The following is a 15,887-nucleotide window of genomic DNA, read 5'->3' as shown; positions in this document are numbered from 1 at the left end:
CGCATTCAAGGCATTGATGTCTGCGGCGATATCGTCGCTGTCGGCGAGGGCGTCGACCCGGCCCGCATCGGCGAACGCGTTCTGGTCGAGCCATGCCTCCAGGAGCACAACGGGCAAGCGCTTGAAACACCATGGTTCTTTGGCTCGGAATGCGATGGCGGATTTGCCGAGTACACCACCGTCGCTGCCCGTCACGCCTATCCGATCGACAGCACGCTGTCTGACATCGAACTTGCTTCATTCCCCTGTTCGTATTCAACGGCCGAAAACATGCTGACCCGCGCGAGCGTGGCAAAAGGCGACCGCGTACTGATCACCGGGGCTTCAGGCGGCGTCGGATCGGCGGCGATCCAGCTTGCCGTCGCACGCGGTGCAGAAGTCATCGCGGTCACAAGTCCGGCAAAGTCCGCCGCCCTTCTGGAATTTGGCGCAAGCAAAGCGCTCTCGCGAAATGATGATCTGATCCAAGCCCTTGGAGCCAACAGCGTAAGCGTCGTCATTGATCTTGTCGCAGGCCCGGAATGGCCCAAGCTTCTGGATGTTTTGCGTCCGGGCGGACGCTACGCCGTCGCAGGCGCGGTTGGTGGACCACTCGTCGAACTGGATGTGCGCACGCTTTATCTGAAGGATCTCACTTTCTTCGGATGTACGACTTTGGAACCTGAGGTATTCGGGAACCTTGTCCATCTCATCGAGACCGGAGCAATCAAACCGCTCGTGGCCGAAACCTTCGCTCTGGAAGATATTGCCGTGGCGCAAGAAGTCTTCAAACAGAAAGACTACATCGGGAAAATCGTATTGAAAGTGCGAAAGGCCTAGCCGTTCTGGCGCAGCACGGCGCCTGCCAGATATAGCGACCCGCAGATCAAAATCCGCGCTTCAGGATCGCTTTCAAGGATGTCCGCCAACGCGGCATCAAGCGATTTTGCCACGTGTGTCGAAAGTCCTACCTCCCGCGCAGCCGCTGCAGTTTCCTCGGCTGGCAAGGTCGCCGCTTCGCCCGGAATAGCAATTGCATGAAGTGTCTCGGCGTGTTCCGCCAAGGGACGCAAATAGCCAACCACATCCTTGGTGGACAGCATTCCGCAGATTAAATGTGTCGCGCGCTTCGGCAAGCCAGCAAGCGTTTCCGCAAGGGCTTTGCCCGCCGCTGGATTGTGGCCGCCGTCCAGCCACAACTCGGCATGTGGCGCGCGATCCACGAGCGCGCCTTCCCGCAAACGCTGCATTCGTGCGGGCCAAAACGCCTTGCTTACCGCGCCCTCGCAGGCTGCCTCGTCAAATCCAAGATGCCTCAAAGCTGCGATTGCCATCCCGGCATTCCCAAACTGATGTGGCCCGCGCAAATTTGGCGGCGGTAGGTCCAAAAGACCTCTTTCGTCCTGATAGACAAGCCGGCCGTTCTCCTCACCCACATGCCAATGCTGACCGTAGGCCAAGACGGGCGCGGAATATCGCATCGCCTCTTTTTCGATCACCTCAAGTGCTGCGTCGTGTTGAGGGCCAACCACAACAGGCACGTTTTGTTTGATAATCCCGGCTTTTTGATACGCGATCTCAGGGATGGTCTCGCCAAGGAATTGCTGATGGTCCAAGTCAATTTTGGTAATGATTGTAAGTTCAGGCTTCGCAATCACATTCGTCGCATCGTGGCGTCCGCCCAACCCGACCTCCAGCAGAGTCCAATTCGCTTTTTTGCGTGCAAAGGCCAGAAACGCAGCCACGGTTGTGATCTCGAAATAAGTGATCGAGCCGCCGCCGTTCGCGGCGTAAACTTCGTCAAGAAAACTCGACAAAAGGTCTTCGCTTATGACCTCGCCCGCAACGCGAATGCGCTCGTGAAACCGTGCCAGATGAGGCGATGTGTAAGCATGTGCGCTTTGGCCTGCCGCCTCGATGCCCGCGCGGATCATCGCTTGGGTCGAGCCTTTGCCGTTGGTACCGGCCACATGGATCACTGGGGGCACTGATAAATGCGGATCCCCGACCGCACTGAGACACCGCCACATCCGATCCAGCGTCAAGTCGATGATCTTGGGATGAAGCGCCATCATCCGGGCGAGGATGGCGTCAGACGTATCTCTCGTCATTGTCGGCAGTTCCTGCGGTCACGGTTAGGAAAGTTTAAGATCACTTTTGCGACGAAAGCACCCAAGAAGGCGAAGCCAAAGGGTCCGAAAACGTCAGCTTTCGGCCTTTTCTTCATTCGCTTCCGCTGCCAAGCTTTCTGGAGACGGCAAATCGCCCATGACCGGCGGGCTCATCCCGGTCAACATGCGCAGGATCGTCACCAACTCGTTTTTCATATCTCGCCTGTGCGTCACGCGATCGAGCATTCCGTGATCCAATAGATATTCAGCCCGCTGAAAGCCCTCGGGCAGCTTCTCTCGGATCGTCTGTTCAATCACCCGTGGTCCCGCAAAACAAATCAGGGCATTCGGTTCGGCGATGTGGACGTCTCCAAGCATCGCATAGGATGCTGTAACGCCGCCAGTCGTTGGATGCGTCAGAACGACCACATAAGGCAGCCCGGCTTCCTTCACCATTTCGACTGCCACAGTCGTGCGCGGCATCTGCATCAGGCTGAGAATACCTTCCTGCATGCGTGCGCCACCAGCGGCCGAAAACAATACCAAGGGCCGCTTCAACTCGACGGCACGTTCTGCCGCCGCGATGATCGCATTGCCCACGAACATCCCCATCGAGCCACCCATGAAGCCAAAATCCTGTGCGACGGCCACGATCGGTGTGCGCCCCATCTCGCCTTCGGCCACCAGCATCGCTTCGGCTTCGCCGGTGCTGCGTTGAGCGGTCTTCAGACGTTCGGGATATTTCTTCTGGTCACGAAACTGCAGCGGGTCGGCAATTGGCGTCGGCACCTTAACTTCGACAAAAATGCCGTTGTCGAACAGCGCATGGAAGCGATCACGCGGTGTGATCCCCATATGGTGATCACAATTGGTGCAAACGTTCAGGTTCTCGGCCAATTCGCGGTGGAACAACATGGCTCCGCATTCCGCACATTTGGTCCAGAGATTCTCCGGCACCTCTCTGCGCGAAAACAGCGAGTTAATCTTTGGCCTGACGTAGTTAGAAATCCAGTTCATAAGGCGCCCGTGACCTTTAAGGTTTTACCCCAGATAATTGGCGCGCGCGGTGATTGCAATCAGTCAAGCACACGGCGGATCAACCACCACACAAAAATGAGTGCTCCCAAATCGGCCAATATCCAGGGGCTCAGATCTGCAATCTCCTCGATCCCTGTCGTAGAACGAAACAAACCAAGCCCGGTTATCGTGCCGTCGGCCGCAATGATGGTGACCGCAATCGTGTTATTGGCGAAATGAAATCCCCAGGCCGCACCGATGCTTCCGGTGCGCGCCGTCAGGTCGCCCGCAAGCAGGCCGAAAAGTGCTGCGAACCCAATATAGGCGATGGCTACATCCGGCGGAAGCGTCGGAGAATAATGGGCCGCGCCAAAGGCCAAAGCGGGCACAACAAGCCAAACAACAGGGCTGCGAAACCGTGCCGCCACTTGCGATTGCAGGTACCCACGGAAAAATAGCTCCTCGGCCCCCGTCTGTGCCGCCAGCGCAAAAAGCGCGAACGGCAGCCACGCCAGCCAAAGGCCAAAGTCCATATTGCGCTCGATGGCGCCGTCCCGCTCGGTCGGGACAAGCATCAAAATCGCGGCAATGCCCCCCGTTATCGCGGCAGCCACGACAAAATGGCGCAATGTTCGCGGTGCGGCGCCGGTCAGGGAAACAGTATTTCGGCCCTGCCAGAACCGTGCAGCCAGAAGCGTTGAAAGCCCAAGGCCTCCAACAATCAGCAAAAAGATGATCGCGCCACCCGGCGTCGCCGGATTGCCGCCGGTGATGGCTCCTAAAGCCGCAAATACGGACGTTTCTTGGGTCAGTGAAAGCGCAATCGCTATGGTAAAAAGCCAAGAAATCAGCAAAAAACCCGCGGTAAGTATGCCCACAATGATGCGCCATAGCGCAGGACGGCGAGCGGCCGCGGAAATCATCGGAGCAAAGCGTGCGTATGCCATTGAAACTCCGAGTTCTAGCCAAAGTCCAGAAAGTTATACGGTTTAAGATAAGGCAATCCTAACCAAAACCCTTCAAGCAAAGCACGAAAGTTTGAAGCTGATTGGGTCCACGATACCACACTCCCTTTCGGGGTTGCTATCGCTTTGCCTTTTGGTTCTTCCAGTGCCTTTCGATGCCGCACATTGACCCGCAAGAGGCATGCGCTCGATGCTGGACGCTATAGAGGCCGCTCAGAATTCCGTGCCCTCGAAACACGCCGCCAGAAACCCGACCGGCAACCTCACCGGCCAATACCTCAGGGGCAAAGGCCGCTACCGCGCAGCATCTGTCGCAGCGACGGCCTTTGCATTCCTGCGTCACCGGCATCGTCTCGCCGGCGGATCATTGGCCACAGAGCCCCGAAAGCCCGAGCGCTTTACCGCCCCCGCGAACCAGCCCCGCTGACGGTTTCAGCCCCTGCTCCTGCCGTCCTTCTGGCGTCCGCACTCTTTGCGCTCAGCCGGGTATCCGACCGCTCACGTCGCAACAAAACGAACTAAATCACCGCCAAAACCCGGAAATTTGCCCCCAAGCCTTGCCGTGGGCGGAAGCCTCGCCTATCCCTCACGCGTTCGTCCCCGGGAGGCAAAACCAATGACCAAAATAGACAACTCTCATCTGCCCAGCCGTCACGTCACCGAAGGCCCGGCCCGCGCGCCGCATCGCTCGTATTTCTACGCGATGGGAATTTCCGAGGAAGAAATAAAACAACCCTGGGTCGGCGTCGCGACATGCTGGAACGAAGCCGCGCCCTGTAACATCTCGCTGAACCGTCAGGCACAGGCCGTGAAGATGGGCGTTAAGTCGGCCCAAGGCACACCGCGCGAGTTCACCACAATCACTGTCACAGACGGAATTGCGATGGGTCACGAAGGCATGCGGTCTTCGTTGGCGTCCCGTGAAGCCATCGCGGATACAGTCGAGCTGACCATGCGCGGTCATTGCTATGACGCGCTTGTCGGCCTCGCAGGCTGCGACAAGTCTCTTCCTGGAATGATGATGGCAATGGTGCGCCTCAACACGCCGTCGGTCTTCATTTATGGCGGATCGATCCTACCGGGCCGCCTTGATGGCAAGGACGTCACTGTGCAGGACGTGTTTGAGGCCGTCGGCCAGCATCAGGCAGGCAACTACTCGGACGAACAACTCGCGATCCTTGAACGCGTCGCCTGCCCTTCGGCCGGTGCCTGCGGCGGGCAGTTCACTGCCAATACCATGGCCTGCGTTTCCGAGGCTATCGGTCTTGCCCTGCCAAACTCGTCCGGCGCTCCCGCCCCATACGAAAGTCGCGACTCCTATGGCGAAGCCTCCGGTGTGGCCGTGATGAACCTGATTGAAAAGAATATCCGCGCCCGCGATATAGTCACGCGTCGATCCCTGGAAAACGCGGCTCGTATCGTCGCCTGCACCGGTGGCTCCACAAACGCGGGCCTCCACCTTCCCGCAATTGCCCACGAAGCCGGAATCGACTTCGACCTCGATGACGTCTGCGACATCTTCCGCGAAACACCCTATTTCGTCGACCTGAAACCGGGCGGCCAATACGTCGCCAAAGACCTCTACGAAGCAGGTGGCGTTCCGGTCGTTCTGAACGAACTGCGCAAGGCCGGGCTGATCCACGAAGACTGCATGACAGTAACCGGCCATTCGATGGGCGAAGAACTAGACCGCATCACCCGGAAAGCGGATGGAAAAGTCATCTTCGAGGTCGAAACCCCGATCACTCCCACAGGCGGCGTTGTCGGCTTGAAAGGCAACCTTGCACCCGAAGGCGCGATCGTCAAAGTCGCGGGCATCCCGACCCAGCACCAACGCTTCGTCGGCCCTGCCCGCGTGTTTGAAAGCGAAGAAGAGGCCTTCGAGGCCGTTAAGGCCCGCACCTATAAAGAGGGCGAAGTGCTGGTGATCCGCAATGAAGGGCCCGCTGGCGGCCCCGGCATGCGCGAAATGCTGGCCACCACCGCCGCGCTTTCCGGTCAAGGCATGGGCAAAAAAGTTGCTCTTATTACCGACGGTCGTTTCTCGGGCGCGACGCGGGGCTTCTGCGTCGGCCATGTCGGGCCTGAAAGTGCCCACGGTGGCCCCATTGCCACTTTGATAGACGGCGACATCATCACCATCGATGCGACAACTGGCGAGTTGTCGGTCAATCTCACCGACGACGAACTGGCCGAGCGCAAAGAAAACTGGAAGGGACCGAAAGAGACGATCTATGCGTCCGGTGCCCTTTGGAAGTACGCCCGACTGGTTGGGTCTGCCAAACTGGGGGCTTGCACGCACCCCGGCGCCAAAGAGGAAAAGCATGTCTACATGGACCTCTAAAGTCTCGCTTCTGGCCGCGGGTTTGATGCTAGCGGCCTGCAGCGCAGGGCTAAACGTGACGCGAAATGCACCGATGCAAGTTCAGCTTCCTGACGGGATGGTCATTGCCGGAGCACGCGGATGGTGCATCGACCAATCCACCTCGCAGGCGCGATCTGGTGCAGCCGTCATTGTTCTTGGCAGCTGTGCGGCGATTGCACGAAATGCGCTTTTACCCAGCCCAAAAATCGAAGCCATCGTAACAATCTCGGTCGAGAAAGAATCGATTTCAACGCCCCCGGTCGAAAGTCTCGCGGCCTTTTTAACCTCTGAACAGGGCCGTGCCTTGCTTGCCCGCGACGGACGCGCCGCCAGCCTCGACCTCCTCGAAGTTGCAACACGTGACGACACCCTATTTCTGCACGCCCTCGACAAAAGTGGTGGCCCGTTGAATGCAGGCGAAGACTACTGGCGCGCTCTTTTCGACATCGAAGGCCGGTTCGTGACTGTGTCCCTTATCAACGTGGCCAACAGTCCGGTAAGCCGCAATCAAAGCATTGCCACGCTTAATGCTCAGATAAATCAGCTTAAAGCTGCCAACGATACCTGACGCTCGCACGAATTATCCAAAGATAAACGATCCCAACAGAATCTCCATCGCTGCCTGCATATGGGGGGCTCTAGGGTGCAGGCAACATCATGTGTTCAAAGCGGGTCAGCAATTGTGCCAACGAAAATCACCAACGAAGTACAGACCTTTGTCGTTAAGGACGCTGAGACAGGATAGGCACTGGCGCATGAAACCATCATCCAAGGCGAAGTCCTCGAAAATGACCTCCACGCGGAAATCGCGCTTTTGCGTACCGAACTTGATCTCCTGAAGCGTGCGTTCCGGTGCCACTGCGCAGAAACCTGATCCCGCTTCATCCTTTCAGAAAGACCCTGGGGTGAGGCCGAAAGCTCGGGGCAGAGCCCCAATTTTGGCAGGCGGCAGAACCCTCATTCCCCGCGCGGAAACCGTTGACTATCTTCCAACACGTTTAGGTCCATGTGGTTGCGCATGAACCGCTCAGATGCCGTCTTTAATGGCTGGAAATCCCACGGGTAGTACCCACCCTTGCGAAGCGCATCGTACACCACCAACCGCCGGGCCTGGCTTGCCCGCACATCCGCATCAAAACGGCCCAAATCCCACCGTTCATCCGCCGCCGCGCGAAAGCCTGCAAGCGTTTGGGTAAGCCGGGCGTCACCCGCCAAGTTTATCCGCTCGTTGGGATCATCCGCCAAATTGAATAGCAATTCAGGATCAATCGCGCAGCGGACAAACTTAAAGTCCCCCTCGCGCAACGCCACGATTGGCGCCACCGTTGCCTCGGCGGCGTATTCGATCGGAACCGGACCCGATCGCGCAGCACCAGAGGCCATCGGCAAGAGACTTTCGCCATCCGTCCACTCCGAAATCGCCGCCAAATCGATCCCGGCCAGGTCCGCCAAAGTTGGTCCCACGTCCAAAGTCGACACCGGCGCATCAATGCGTCCCGGCTTAATCCCAGCCATGGAAATCATCAATGGTACCCGCGACGACCCGTCAAACATGCTCATCTTGAACCAAAGACCGCGCTCTCCCAGCATGTCGCCGTGGTCCGACACGAAAACGACCACGGCCTCCTGTCGCGTGTCTTCCAAAACTCGCAGGATCGCGCCAATCTTGTCGTCCAAATACGAGATATTGGCGAAATACGCTTGTCGTGCGCGGCGCACATGATCTTCGGTAATGTCGTAGCTGCGCCAGTCATTTGCATCAAAAATCCGCTGCGAGTGCGGGTCATGATCGTTGTAATCCAGTGCCGCGACCTGCGGCGACAAATGCGCACAACTCTCATAGAGATCCCAGTAGCGACGCCGCGCGACATACGGATCATGCGGGTGCGTAAAACTTACCGTCAGGCACCAAGGCCGTTCGTCACTTCCGCGCGCAAGATCGTAAAGTTTGGCTTCGGCCAGATGCGCCACCTCGTCGTCGTACTCCATCTGATTGGAGATCTCGGCCACACCAGCCCCCGTCACCGACCCCATGTTGTGATACCACCAGTCGATCCGTTCCCCCGGCTTTCGATAGTCCGGCGTCCAACCAAAATCGGCGGGGTATATATCCGTCGTCAGTCGCTCTTCAAACCCATGAAGTTGGTCAGGACCCACGAAATGCATTTTGCCGGACAGACAGGTGGCATACCCCGCCCCCCGCAAATGATGTGCAAACGTCGGAATATCAGCACGAAACTCGGCGGCATTGTCATAGATTCCTGTCTTTGAGGGCAGCATCGACGACATGAACCCGCCCCGCCCCGGAGCACAAAGCGGCGAAGCTGTATAGGTATTGGCAAAGCGCAAGGATCGCGCGGCAAGCGCTTTTAGATGCGGCGCATGCAGCCAATCAGCCGGACCATCCGGAAAAAATGTCCCGGCCAACTGGTCTACCATAACGATCAGGATGTTGGGTTGCGCCATATTGGATGCTCCTCGCCAATGTCTTGGCGACAGCACCCGACGCGACAGTCCGGGTCAATCCCGAATATCAGAGCTAAAGGCGGCGCACTTTCGGTAAGGCTTTCTTTTCTCCCTCCTCAGGAGCATCCGCATCAACGGGCGCGGCGTCCTCAGCCTGCGGAAGCACCACGTAGTAATTTCCACGGAAGTAAATCGATCCTGGCTCGGAATAGGTAACAACGTCTTCAGTCCATTCTTCAGAGAACACCAACTTGAAAACCGACGGCATTGAATGCACCATGTTTTGCATCGTCCCGATCATGATCGCTATCCCAGCGACAAGAGCCGCCTTTACCGAATTTTCGCCTAAGGTTTTCAGGCTGAAAACGCCCTGACCTTCCCCACGGCTCAACTGGCGTGCGGTCAATCCAAAGGCGGCTAAGATCATCAAACCAGCAAGCGCTGCAAGTCCCGCATCAATCAGCATCGTGATATCAGGTGCATCACCTGACAGCGTTCCGCCAATCAAATGGAACCGGACAAATCGAGCGATGAAAACCGCCAACATCCCAAGCAAGGCCATACCGACAAGGGTCGCCGGATACCGCACGTTTTCTCTCCAGTCCGGAAGAACGTCCACTCGCGGACGCGCCGCTTCAATCGGCGCGCGTAATTCTTGCACCCGGTTGATGCGGTTCTGAAAACCCCGATCCGGTGTGCCTGTGCCTTGTCCGCTCATAACCAAACGTCCTCACGATACTATGTCAAAGTCTTGGGTGGCTGTGGAAAATGGCAAAATGATGGGGAAATATTGGCGAAAAATCACTTGCGCGATCCGCCGCCTAGCTCTCAAAGCCACCAACTGCAGCATGGCGTCGCTTCAGCATCGCTTCGCGAATAGTGATGAATGTCACTGAGGCAAGAATGATAGACCCACCCAACAGCACCCAACCATCCACTGGCTCGCCAAACGCCCAAAGCCCCAGAAGCGTCGCCCAGATCAATTGAAGATAGGTTACCGGCTGCGTCACGGTCACCGGGGCGGCCGCAAAAGCCAAAGTCATCGTATAGTGCCCAGACGTCGCAAAAAGTGCGACCAAGGCCATCCACCCGATCTCAGCCAATGTCGGCGTCTGCCACACCGCAAAGGCGAAAGGCGCCAGCCCGATTGTGCAAAACAGCGACAACATTCCGACTATGACCGCGGCAGAAACCTGCCCTGAAAACTGCTTTGCCATCAGATAGCTGATCGCAAACAAAACCGCCGTCCCCAACATTGCAAAATGTCCCGGGCTCAATTCGCGAAACCCGGGTCGCAATATGATGAGTGCTCCAATGAAGGCCAAACCAATCGCCATAATACGCCGCAGCGCCAACCGCTCTCCAAGGAACAAGGCCGCCCCAATCGTGATGTAAACCGGCGCCATATAGTTCATCGCAGTCACCTCAGCGACCGTGATACGCGTCATTGCAAAAAACCACAGGATCACACCGATGGAGTGCGCCATACCTCGCCATCCAAATAAGATCACCTGTTTTCGGGTCAGACCTGCCGCCAGAATTGGCTTTAAAAGCGGGGCGAGAAACACAAGCCCGATAACGTATCTCAAGAACGCAGATTGCGCCGCAGGCAAGTCCTGCGCTCCGTGCTTTACCAACGCCGTGACCGCAACAAAGAAAAGCCCCGTAACGAGCATCCAGAAAATGCCAAGTCCCGGTCGGTTTGCTTGCAAGGCGGCAGGAGCGCTCATTGCCTGCTTATGCGCCGCTCTCCCAGCGCCCTCAAGGCACGATAAGATAGACCGCCAAAGTCCACATCAAAAGCCCGACACCGGCGTCAAGAACGCGCCACGCGCCGGGCCGCGCAAAAACGGGCTGCAAAAGTCGTGCGCCAAACCCAAGGCTGCCGAAAAACAGCGTTGACGCAGTCACCGCCCCCAGCGCAAACAGCCACCGGTCCTCGCCGAATTGCGCCGCAACCGATCCCAGCAAGACCACCGTATCAAGATAGACATGCGGATTGAGCCACGTAAGCGCCAAGACCGTAGCGATTGCTGCGCGCCGTCCCTGATCCCTGTCTTTGCCCGCATCCAAAGCGTCCATGGAAGAAAAGGCGCGCCAAAAAGCCCAAGCGCCGTAGGCCAGCAAAAACGCTGCGCCCCCCCAACGCAGAAGGGTCTCAAAGACCGGCATCGCCTCGGTCAATGCGCCAAACCCGGCCACACCGGCAATAATTAAAATAGCATCCGAGATAACGCAGACCGCAACAACCACGCCAACGTGTTCTCCACGGACCCCCTGGCGCAAAACGAATGCATTCTGCGCTCCGATCGCAAGGATCAATGAAATCCCAAGTGCAAAACCTGATAGTACCGCTGTCATTTTGCGAATTCCCGTGGTGCAGCAATGGCCATTGACCACGCATCACATCATCATGCAAATTAAAGAAAACAACTATAGATAAGTTTTTCTAATGTTTGAACATCCCCAACTCGCGGCGCTTTCTGCGATCATGAGAACCGGAAGCTTCGAGGCTGCCGCCGATCATCTGGCGGTGACGCAATCGGCGATTTCGCAACGCATCCGCGCCCTTGAAGACCGAGTCGGCTCCCCGGTTCTGAAACGCGGCACCCCTCTTGAGGCCACTGCAACCGGTGCCCGCCTTGTGGCACATGCGGACGCGCTTGCCCGTCTGGACGCCGAACTTGATACCGATCTTGGACGCGACCACATGCTCACTTTGTGCCTCGCTGTGAATGCGGACAGCCTCGATACTTGGTTTCTGCCAGCCTTGCGCGGACACTCGGATCGACGCTTTCAAATTCGCGCCGAGGATCAGGATCATTCAGCTGACCTCTTGCGAAGTGGCGAGGTCGCTGCCGCCGTGACGACCCGCGCCGAGCCGGTGCAAGGCGCGGACGTGATGCCCTTAGGGGCGCTGCGCTACCTCGCCACCGCCAGCCCTGAATTTGTCGCAACTCACCTGAAAGACGGCATCACGCCCAAGAGCCTCGCAAAAGCCCCGGCCCTCGCTTTCAATGAAAAGGACAGGTTGCAAAAAACATGGGCACGCCGGGCAACCGGTAAAGACATCACCCTCACCGCACACTACCTGCCCTCAACCCGCGGTTTCGTCGAAGCTGCAATCTTGGGCATCGGGTGGGGCCTTAACCCCGAATTACTGGTGCGCGACGCAATCCAACGTGGAGACCTTGTTACGCTCCATCCCGACCTGCCCCACGACACGGCTCTTTACTGGCAAACCAGCCGCATCGGCAAAGGGGCCCTCGCCCCTCTCACAGAAAACGTCAAAAAAGCCGCCAGACGCCACCTCATAGCCGCATCAAAAGCTTCATCCTTTTAGAAATACCTGGGGTGAGGTCCAAAGGGACGCACGGCAAAGCCCCAAACCCGAATGCGTCCTAAAGTTGTTCCATAACCTCGTCGGATATGTCGAAGTTCGCCGTCACACGCTGAATGTCATCGTCGTCTTCCAGAACCTCGATCAGACGGAACAACTTCTGCGCGCCTTCAAGGTCAAGCTCGGTCGTCGTGGTTGGCTTCCAGATCAGCTTAGTCGATTCCGCCTCGCCCAATTCGATCTCAAGCGCCGTCGACACCTCGTTCAAATCGGTATCGGCGCAATAAATCGTATGCCCCTCGTCCGCACTTTCAACGTCCTCGGCACCAGCCTCGATTGCCGCCATCATCACCATATCTTCGTCGCCAATATCGCCCGGATAAACGATCTCGCCCTTGCGCTCAAACATGAACCCGACTGAGCCCGTCTCGCCAAGGTTGCCGCCGTGTTTGCCAAAGGTCGAGCGCACGGTCGAAGCTGTCCGGTTTCGGTTATCGGTCATTGCTTCAACAATCACCGCAACCCCACTTGGGCCATAGCCTTCGTAACGGATTTCTTCATACTCATCCCCATCGCCGGCCTGGCTTTTGGAAATGGCGCGATCAATAACGTCCTTGGGGACCGAGCTTGATTTTGCTTCTTTTACTGCCATCCGAAGCCGTGGGTTCTTCTCCGGGTCCGGGTCGCCCATCTTGGCGGCCACGGTAATTTCCTTCGAAAGCTTGGAAAACAACTTTGAGCGTACCGCGTCCTGGCGACCTTTGCGGTGCTGGATGTTTGCCCATTTTGAATGACCTGCCATGCCACTTCTCCCGAATTATAGCGTTCCGCCCCTTCTAGTCGCGCACCAAACGGACCTCAAGTCCGAGGCCACGCGAAGGTCCAGCTCACCAAAAAGCACTCAAATCATCACAAACTAGTCTAAAATTCGCTAAATCACGCATGTAAACAGTTTGTTAAGTCAAACAGTTACCTTCTTTTAACAAGTAAATGAAATGAAAGTGACCCACCTTCTTGCAGCCGCTTTTCTTGCCATAGCAACCATTGGTGTTACCAAGCCCACGCCCGCGACCGCAAATTCTGCCGACTGTTCGGTATTCCAATCTCAAAAATCCTGCGCGCGTGATGATCGCGCAGATCGCAAGGCCGCCGCAAAGTCGAGCGCGGCAAAAGCCGACCGAAAAGCGTCTGCAGGCTGCCAAGAAAGCCTCCAACGCCGCACAAAAGGCCTCCAAGCGCGCTGAAACTGTGAGTGCAGCGGCCGGCAAGGTCGCTAAGAAAGCGAAGACCGCCGCTAAAAAGGCCAACAAGCTGGAAAAGCGCGCCACCAAGGCGGCCGCTGCGGCAGAAGTCGAAAGCAAATCCGACACCTCTTCTGGCCGCTTCAAAGCGGCCAGATCACCGGGATCAGGAACGACGCCAACAGCCCAATACTCAGGTTCAGCGGCACCCCAACCTTCAGGAAATCGCTGAACGTATAGCCACCCGGGCCATAAACCAGCATATTGGTCTGATATCCGATCGGCGTTGCAAACGCCGCCGAAGCCGCCACCATCACCGCGATAACCAAAGGCCTTGGGTCGATGCCCAGCGCGCCTGCCAATCCAATAGCAATCGGTGTCACGACAACAGCCACCGCATTGTTGGTTATAAGCTCCGTCAACACCGACGTCAGCAAATAGACCGCCCAGACAATCGCCCAGGGCGGCAAAGCGCCTAAACCCGGTGCGATGGCATCCACAATCAGCGCGATCGCTCCCGTCGCCTCCAATGCGGCCCCAATGGCCAACATCGCAAAAATAAGCGCCAATAGCCGCCCATCGATCATCTCGAACGCTTCTTCGGCGTCGACGCAACCCGACAACAACACAACAGCCACCGCCAGGATCGCCAACAGGAAGATCGGCGCGATCCCAAACGCCGCCAACACCACAATCCCCAGCAAAGCAACCACAGCCACCGGCGCCAGTTTTCGCCGATACGCCCGCTCTGTGGGATGGCTCACATCTGCCAGCTTCATATCGGCCGCTACCCGTTGAATGTCCGCCGGCGCGCCCTCAAGCAAAAGTGTGTCGCCGACCCGCACCACCAGATCGTCCAACCGACGTCCGATGTTCTGCGAACGCCGATGCACCGCCAGCGTATAAACACCATACCGACGCCGAAGGCGAAGCCCGCCCAGGGATCGCCCAACCATGCGGCATCCAGGAGTGATCAGAACCTCCACAGTCGTCGTCTCAACCGATCCAAGCTTATCAACGGTCCGCAGCTCTTTCGATTGCTGCAACCCCAGCGCTTCCGCCATAGGAGTGCGCAACACAACGCGGTCACCCAGTGCCAAATCAACCCCATCAAGGTTGCGCCGAAGCGATGCATCACCACGCAACACATCAATCAACCGCACACCATCCCGCTTGAACAGATCAATGTCGCGCACACCTTGCCCAATCAGATCGCTGCCTTCCGGAATGGCCACCTCAGTGAAAAACTTCATCTTCGATCGGTCCGACAAAATGGTCGCCATCGAGTCTCGATCCGGCAGCAATCTCGGCGCTATATACCGCAGGTAGATCATCCCCCACGCCACCAAAACGATGGCCAATGGTGTGACCTCAAAGATCGTAAATGCTTCCAAACCCTGGGCGCGCGCCACGCCGTCGACCAGCAAGTTGGTCGAGGTTCCCAAAAGCGTCAGCGTTCCGCCCAAAATTGCGCCATATGACAAAGGGATCAATAATTTCGACGCTGACATCCCCAGCTTTGAAGATAATTGCACAAATACCGGGATCATCACGACCACAACGGGCGTGTTCGACACCACGGCAGACGATAAGACGACGAACCCCATCAAGCCTGCCAAAGCCGCCCCCGGCCGCACGCCTGCCTGCCGTTCCACCTGGCTTGTGAACCAACTCAAGGCCCCTGTGCGCACCAAAGCCCCCATCACGATGAACATGGCGGCAATCGTCCAGGGCGCCGGGTTCGACAGGACCTCAAGCCCTTTTTCATATGGCAAAAGCCCAAGGACCAACATCAAGGCGACGCCGCCGATGGCCACGACCTCAGCCGTCCAGCGCTCCCACAGAAACATCAGGAACATGGTGCCGACGACCGCCAACGCAAGGAAGGCCGCGACATCAGGTGAAAAGTCAAAAATCGGTGTCATAACACGTCAAGTGTTGCCTCTTTCGCCCAACTCCACAAGCGCGGCGCGCGGGCTTGGCTGAACAAGGAACACACCCGTCAGAATGACGCCCATCGCGCCCCAGACCCAAACGGAATAGCTCTCTTCGAGAATAAGCATGGCCCAGCCAACCCCGAAACCGGTGACGAGGTAACTCACCTGCACCGCGAATACCGGTCCGGCTCGGCCCACCATCCAAACATAGGCCGTATAGACCAAGACATGGATTATCGACGAGATCATCAACGCAAAATCAGGCTGCCCCCAGGGGGGGCGCGGATCAATGAACTGGCCCGAAACCACCGCCACCGGCAGCGCGATCAACGCCCCAACGACCGAAGCCCCGTAAAGAACTTCAACCGGGTCCAGACCGGCGGTCCCCCACCGCGCGACCACATTGCCTTCAAGGCCGTAAAACAACGGTGCGATCAGCGCGATCGGAATGAAGACGATCATCGCG

General features: G+C 57.5%; 16 protein-coding genes. 5 read left to right on the top strand and 11 right to left on the bottom strand.

The window, feature by feature from the left end; all coding sequences use genetic code 11:
- Positions 1 to 819: zinc-binding dehydrogenase (locus Q1B15_RS19940; protein WP_299757191.1), on the top strand; the 819-nt coding region annotated here is incomplete at its 5' end.
- Here Q1B15_RS19940 and Q1B15_RS19935 read toward each other — a convergent pair.
- The 3 genes from Q1B15_RS19935 to Q1B15_RS19925 all read right to left on the bottom strand — a co-directional run bounded on the left by Q1B15_RS19935 (position 816) and on the right by Q1B15_RS19925 (position 4,054).
- Entirely contained in the window at positions 816 to 2,090 is a 1,275-nt protein-coding gene (locus tag Q1B15_RS19935; protein WP_299757189.1) for a folylpolyglutamate synthase/dihydrofolate synthase family protein, read from the bottom strand. The two genes, Q1B15_RS19940 and Q1B15_RS19935, sit on opposite strands and share 4 nt — an antisense overlap.
- A gap of 93 nt (positions 2,091 to 2,183) precedes the next feature.
- On the bottom strand, positions 2,184 to 3,107 hold the full coding sequence (accD, locus tag Q1B15_RS19930) for an acetyl-CoA carboxylase, carboxyltransferase subunit beta (protein WP_299757187.1): 924 nt from the start codon (positions 3,105 to 3,107) through the stop codon (positions 2,184 to 2,186).
- Positions 3,108 to 3,166: 59 nt separating this feature from the next.
- Positions 3,167 to 4,054, bottom strand: a complete 888-nt coding sequence (locus tag Q1B15_RS19925; RefSeq protein ID WP_299757185.1) for a CPBP family intramembrane glutamic endopeptidase — start codon at positions 4,052 to 4,054, stop codon at positions 3,167 to 3,169.
- A 208-nt stretch (positions 4,055 to 4,262) separates the two neighbouring features.
- On the opposite strand from Q1B15_RS19925, the gene Q1B15_RS19920 reads away from it, so the two are divergent.
- From Q1B15_RS19920 to Q1B15_RS19910, 3 genes are all read left to right on the top strand, one after another.
- Entirely contained in the window at positions 4,263 to 4,499 is a 237-nt protein-coding gene (locus Q1B15_RS19920) for a hypothetical protein (RefSeq protein WP_299757182.1), read from the top strand.
- 189 nt (positions 4,500 to 4,688) lie between these two features.
- The gene (gene ilvD, locus Q1B15_RS19915) at positions 4,689 to 6,416 is read left to right on the top strand and encodes a dihydroxy-acid dehydratase (RefSeq protein ID WP_299757180.1); all 1,728 of its coding nucleotides are present in this window, start codon (positions 4,689 to 4,691) and stop codon (positions 6,414 to 6,416) included.
- Positions 6,397 to 7,005: a hypothetical protein gene (locus Q1B15_RS19910; RefSeq protein ID WP_299757178.1), complete on the top strand. Its 609-nt coding sequence runs from the start codon at positions 6,397 to 6,399 to the stop codon at positions 7,003 to 7,005. The genes ilvD and Q1B15_RS19910 overlap by 20 nt, the downstream gene beginning before the upstream one ends.
- A 105-nt stretch (positions 7,006 to 7,110) precedes the next feature.
- Here Q1B15_RS19910 and Q1B15_RS19905 read toward each other — a convergent pair whose 3' ends face one another.
- From Q1B15_RS19905 to Q1B15_RS19885, 5 genes are all read right to left on the bottom strand, one after another.
- A complete protein-coding gene (locus Q1B15_RS19905; protein WP_299757176.1) occupies positions 7,111 to 7,296 on the bottom strand; it encodes a hypothetical protein in 186 nt (61 codons plus the stop codon).
- 98 nt (positions 7,297 to 7,394) lie between these two features.
- Positions 7,395 to 8,903: a choline-sulfatase gene (betC, locus tag Q1B15_RS19900; RefSeq protein WP_299757174.1), complete on the bottom strand. Its 1,509-nt coding sequence runs from the start codon at positions 8,901 to 8,903 to the stop codon at positions 7,395 to 7,397.
- 73 nt (positions 8,904 to 8,976) lie between these two features.
- Positions 8,977 to 9,621: a hypothetical protein gene (locus tag Q1B15_RS19895; protein WP_299757172.1), complete on the bottom strand. Its 645-nt coding sequence runs from the start codon at positions 9,619 to 9,621 to the stop codon at positions 8,977 to 8,979.
- Between the two features lie 103 nt (positions 9,622 to 9,724).
- A complete protein-coding gene (locus Q1B15_RS19890; RefSeq protein WP_299757169.1) occupies positions 9,725 to 10,633 on the bottom strand; it encodes a DMT family transporter in 909 nt (302 codons plus the stop codon).
- 31 nt (positions 10,634 to 10,664) lie between these two features.
- Entirely contained in the window at positions 10,665 to 11,264 is a 600-nt protein-coding gene (locus Q1B15_RS19885) for a LysE/ArgO family amino acid transporter (RefSeq protein ID WP_299757167.1), read from the bottom strand.
- Between the two features lie 91 nt (positions 11,265 to 11,355).
- On the opposite strand from Q1B15_RS19885, the gene Q1B15_RS19880 reads away from it, so the two are divergent.
- Positions 11,356 to 12,246, top strand: coding sequence for a LysR family transcriptional regulator ArgP (locus Q1B15_RS19880; protein WP_299757164.1), 891 nt, complete (start codon positions 11,356 to 11,358; stop codon positions 12,244 to 12,246).
- A gap of 58 nt (positions 12,247 to 12,304) precedes the next feature.
- Here the strand turns inward: Q1B15_RS19880 and Q1B15_RS19875 are convergent, their stop codons facing one another.
- The 3 genes from Q1B15_RS19875 to Q1B15_RS19865 all read right to left on the bottom strand — a co-directional run.
- Entirely contained in the window at positions 12,305 to 13,045 is a 741-nt protein-coding gene (locus tag Q1B15_RS19875) for a YebC/PmpR family DNA-binding transcriptional regulator (RefSeq protein WP_299757162.1), read from the bottom strand.
- Positions 13,046 to 13,627: 582 nt separating this feature from the next.
- On the bottom strand, positions 13,628 to 15,409 hold the full coding sequence (locus tag Q1B15_RS19870; RefSeq protein ID WP_299757160.1) for an SLC13 family permease: 1,782 nt from the start codon (positions 15,407 to 15,409) through the stop codon (positions 13,628 to 13,630).
- 6 nt (positions 15,410 to 15,415) lie between these two features.
- On the bottom strand, positions 15,416 to 15,887 hold a 472-nt coding region (locus Q1B15_RS19865; protein WP_299757157.1), incomplete at its 5' end, for an EamA family transporter.

This window comes from uncultured Boseongicola sp. (assembly GCF_937988555.1).
Lineage (GTDB): Bacteria > Pseudomonadota > Alphaproteobacteria > Rhodobacterales > Rhodobacteraceae > Boseongicola.
This window is presented reverse-complemented; position numbering and strand designations above follow the sequence as displayed.

Excerpts from the sequence above, each read along its gene's own strand:
- Q1B15_RS19935 (WP_299757189.1), bottom strand. The coding sequence starts at position 2,090 with ATGACGAGAGATACGTCTGACGCCATCCTCGCCCGGATGATGGCGCTT.
- Q1B15_RS19880 (WP_299757164.1), top strand. The coding sequence starts at position 11,356 with ATGTTTGAACATCCCCAACTCGCGGCGCTTTCTGCGATCATGAGAACC.
- Q1B15_RS19910 (WP_299757178.1), top strand. The coding sequence starts at position 6,397 with ATGTCTACATGGACCTCTAAAGTCTCGCTTCTGGCCGCGGGTTTGATG.
- Q1B15_RS19870 (WP_299757160.1), bottom strand. The coding sequence starts at position 15,409 with ATGACACCGATTTTTGACTTTTCACCTGATGTCGCGGCCTTCCTTGCG.
- ilvD (WP_299757180.1), top strand. The coding sequence starts at position 4,689 with ATGACCAAAATAGACAACTCTCATCTGCCCAGCCGTCACGTCACCGAA.
- Q1B15_RS19885 (WP_299757167.1), bottom strand. The coding sequence starts at position 11,264 with ATGACAGCGGTACTATCAGGTTTTGCACTTGGGATTTCATTGATCCTT.
- betC (WP_299757174.1), bottom strand. The coding sequence starts at position 8,903 with ATGGCGCAACCCAACATCCTGATCGTTATGGTAGACCAGTTGGCCGGG.
- Q1B15_RS19895 (WP_299757172.1), bottom strand. The coding sequence starts at position 9,621 with ATGAGCGGACAAGGCACAGGCACACCGGATCGGGGTTTTCAGAACCGC.
- Q1B15_RS19875 (WP_299757162.1), bottom strand. The coding sequence starts at position 13,045 with ATGGCAGGTCATTCAAAATGGGCAAACATCCAGCACCGCAAAGGTCGC.
- accD (WP_299757187.1), bottom strand. The coding sequence starts at position 3,107 with ATGAACTGGATTTCTAACTACGTCAGGCCAAAGATTAACTCGCTGTTT.
- Q1B15_RS19890 (WP_299757169.1), bottom strand. The coding sequence starts at position 10,633 with ATGAGCGCTCCTGCCGCCTTGCAAGCAAACCGACCGGGACTTGGCATT.
- Q1B15_RS19925 (WP_299757185.1), bottom strand. The coding sequence starts at position 4,054 with ATGGCATACGCACGCTTTGCTCCGATGATTTCCGCGGCCGCTCGCCGT.
- Q1B15_RS19920 (WP_299757182.1), top strand. The coding sequence starts at position 4,263 with ATGCTGGACGCTATAGAGGCCGCTCAGAATTCCGTGCCCTCGAAACAC.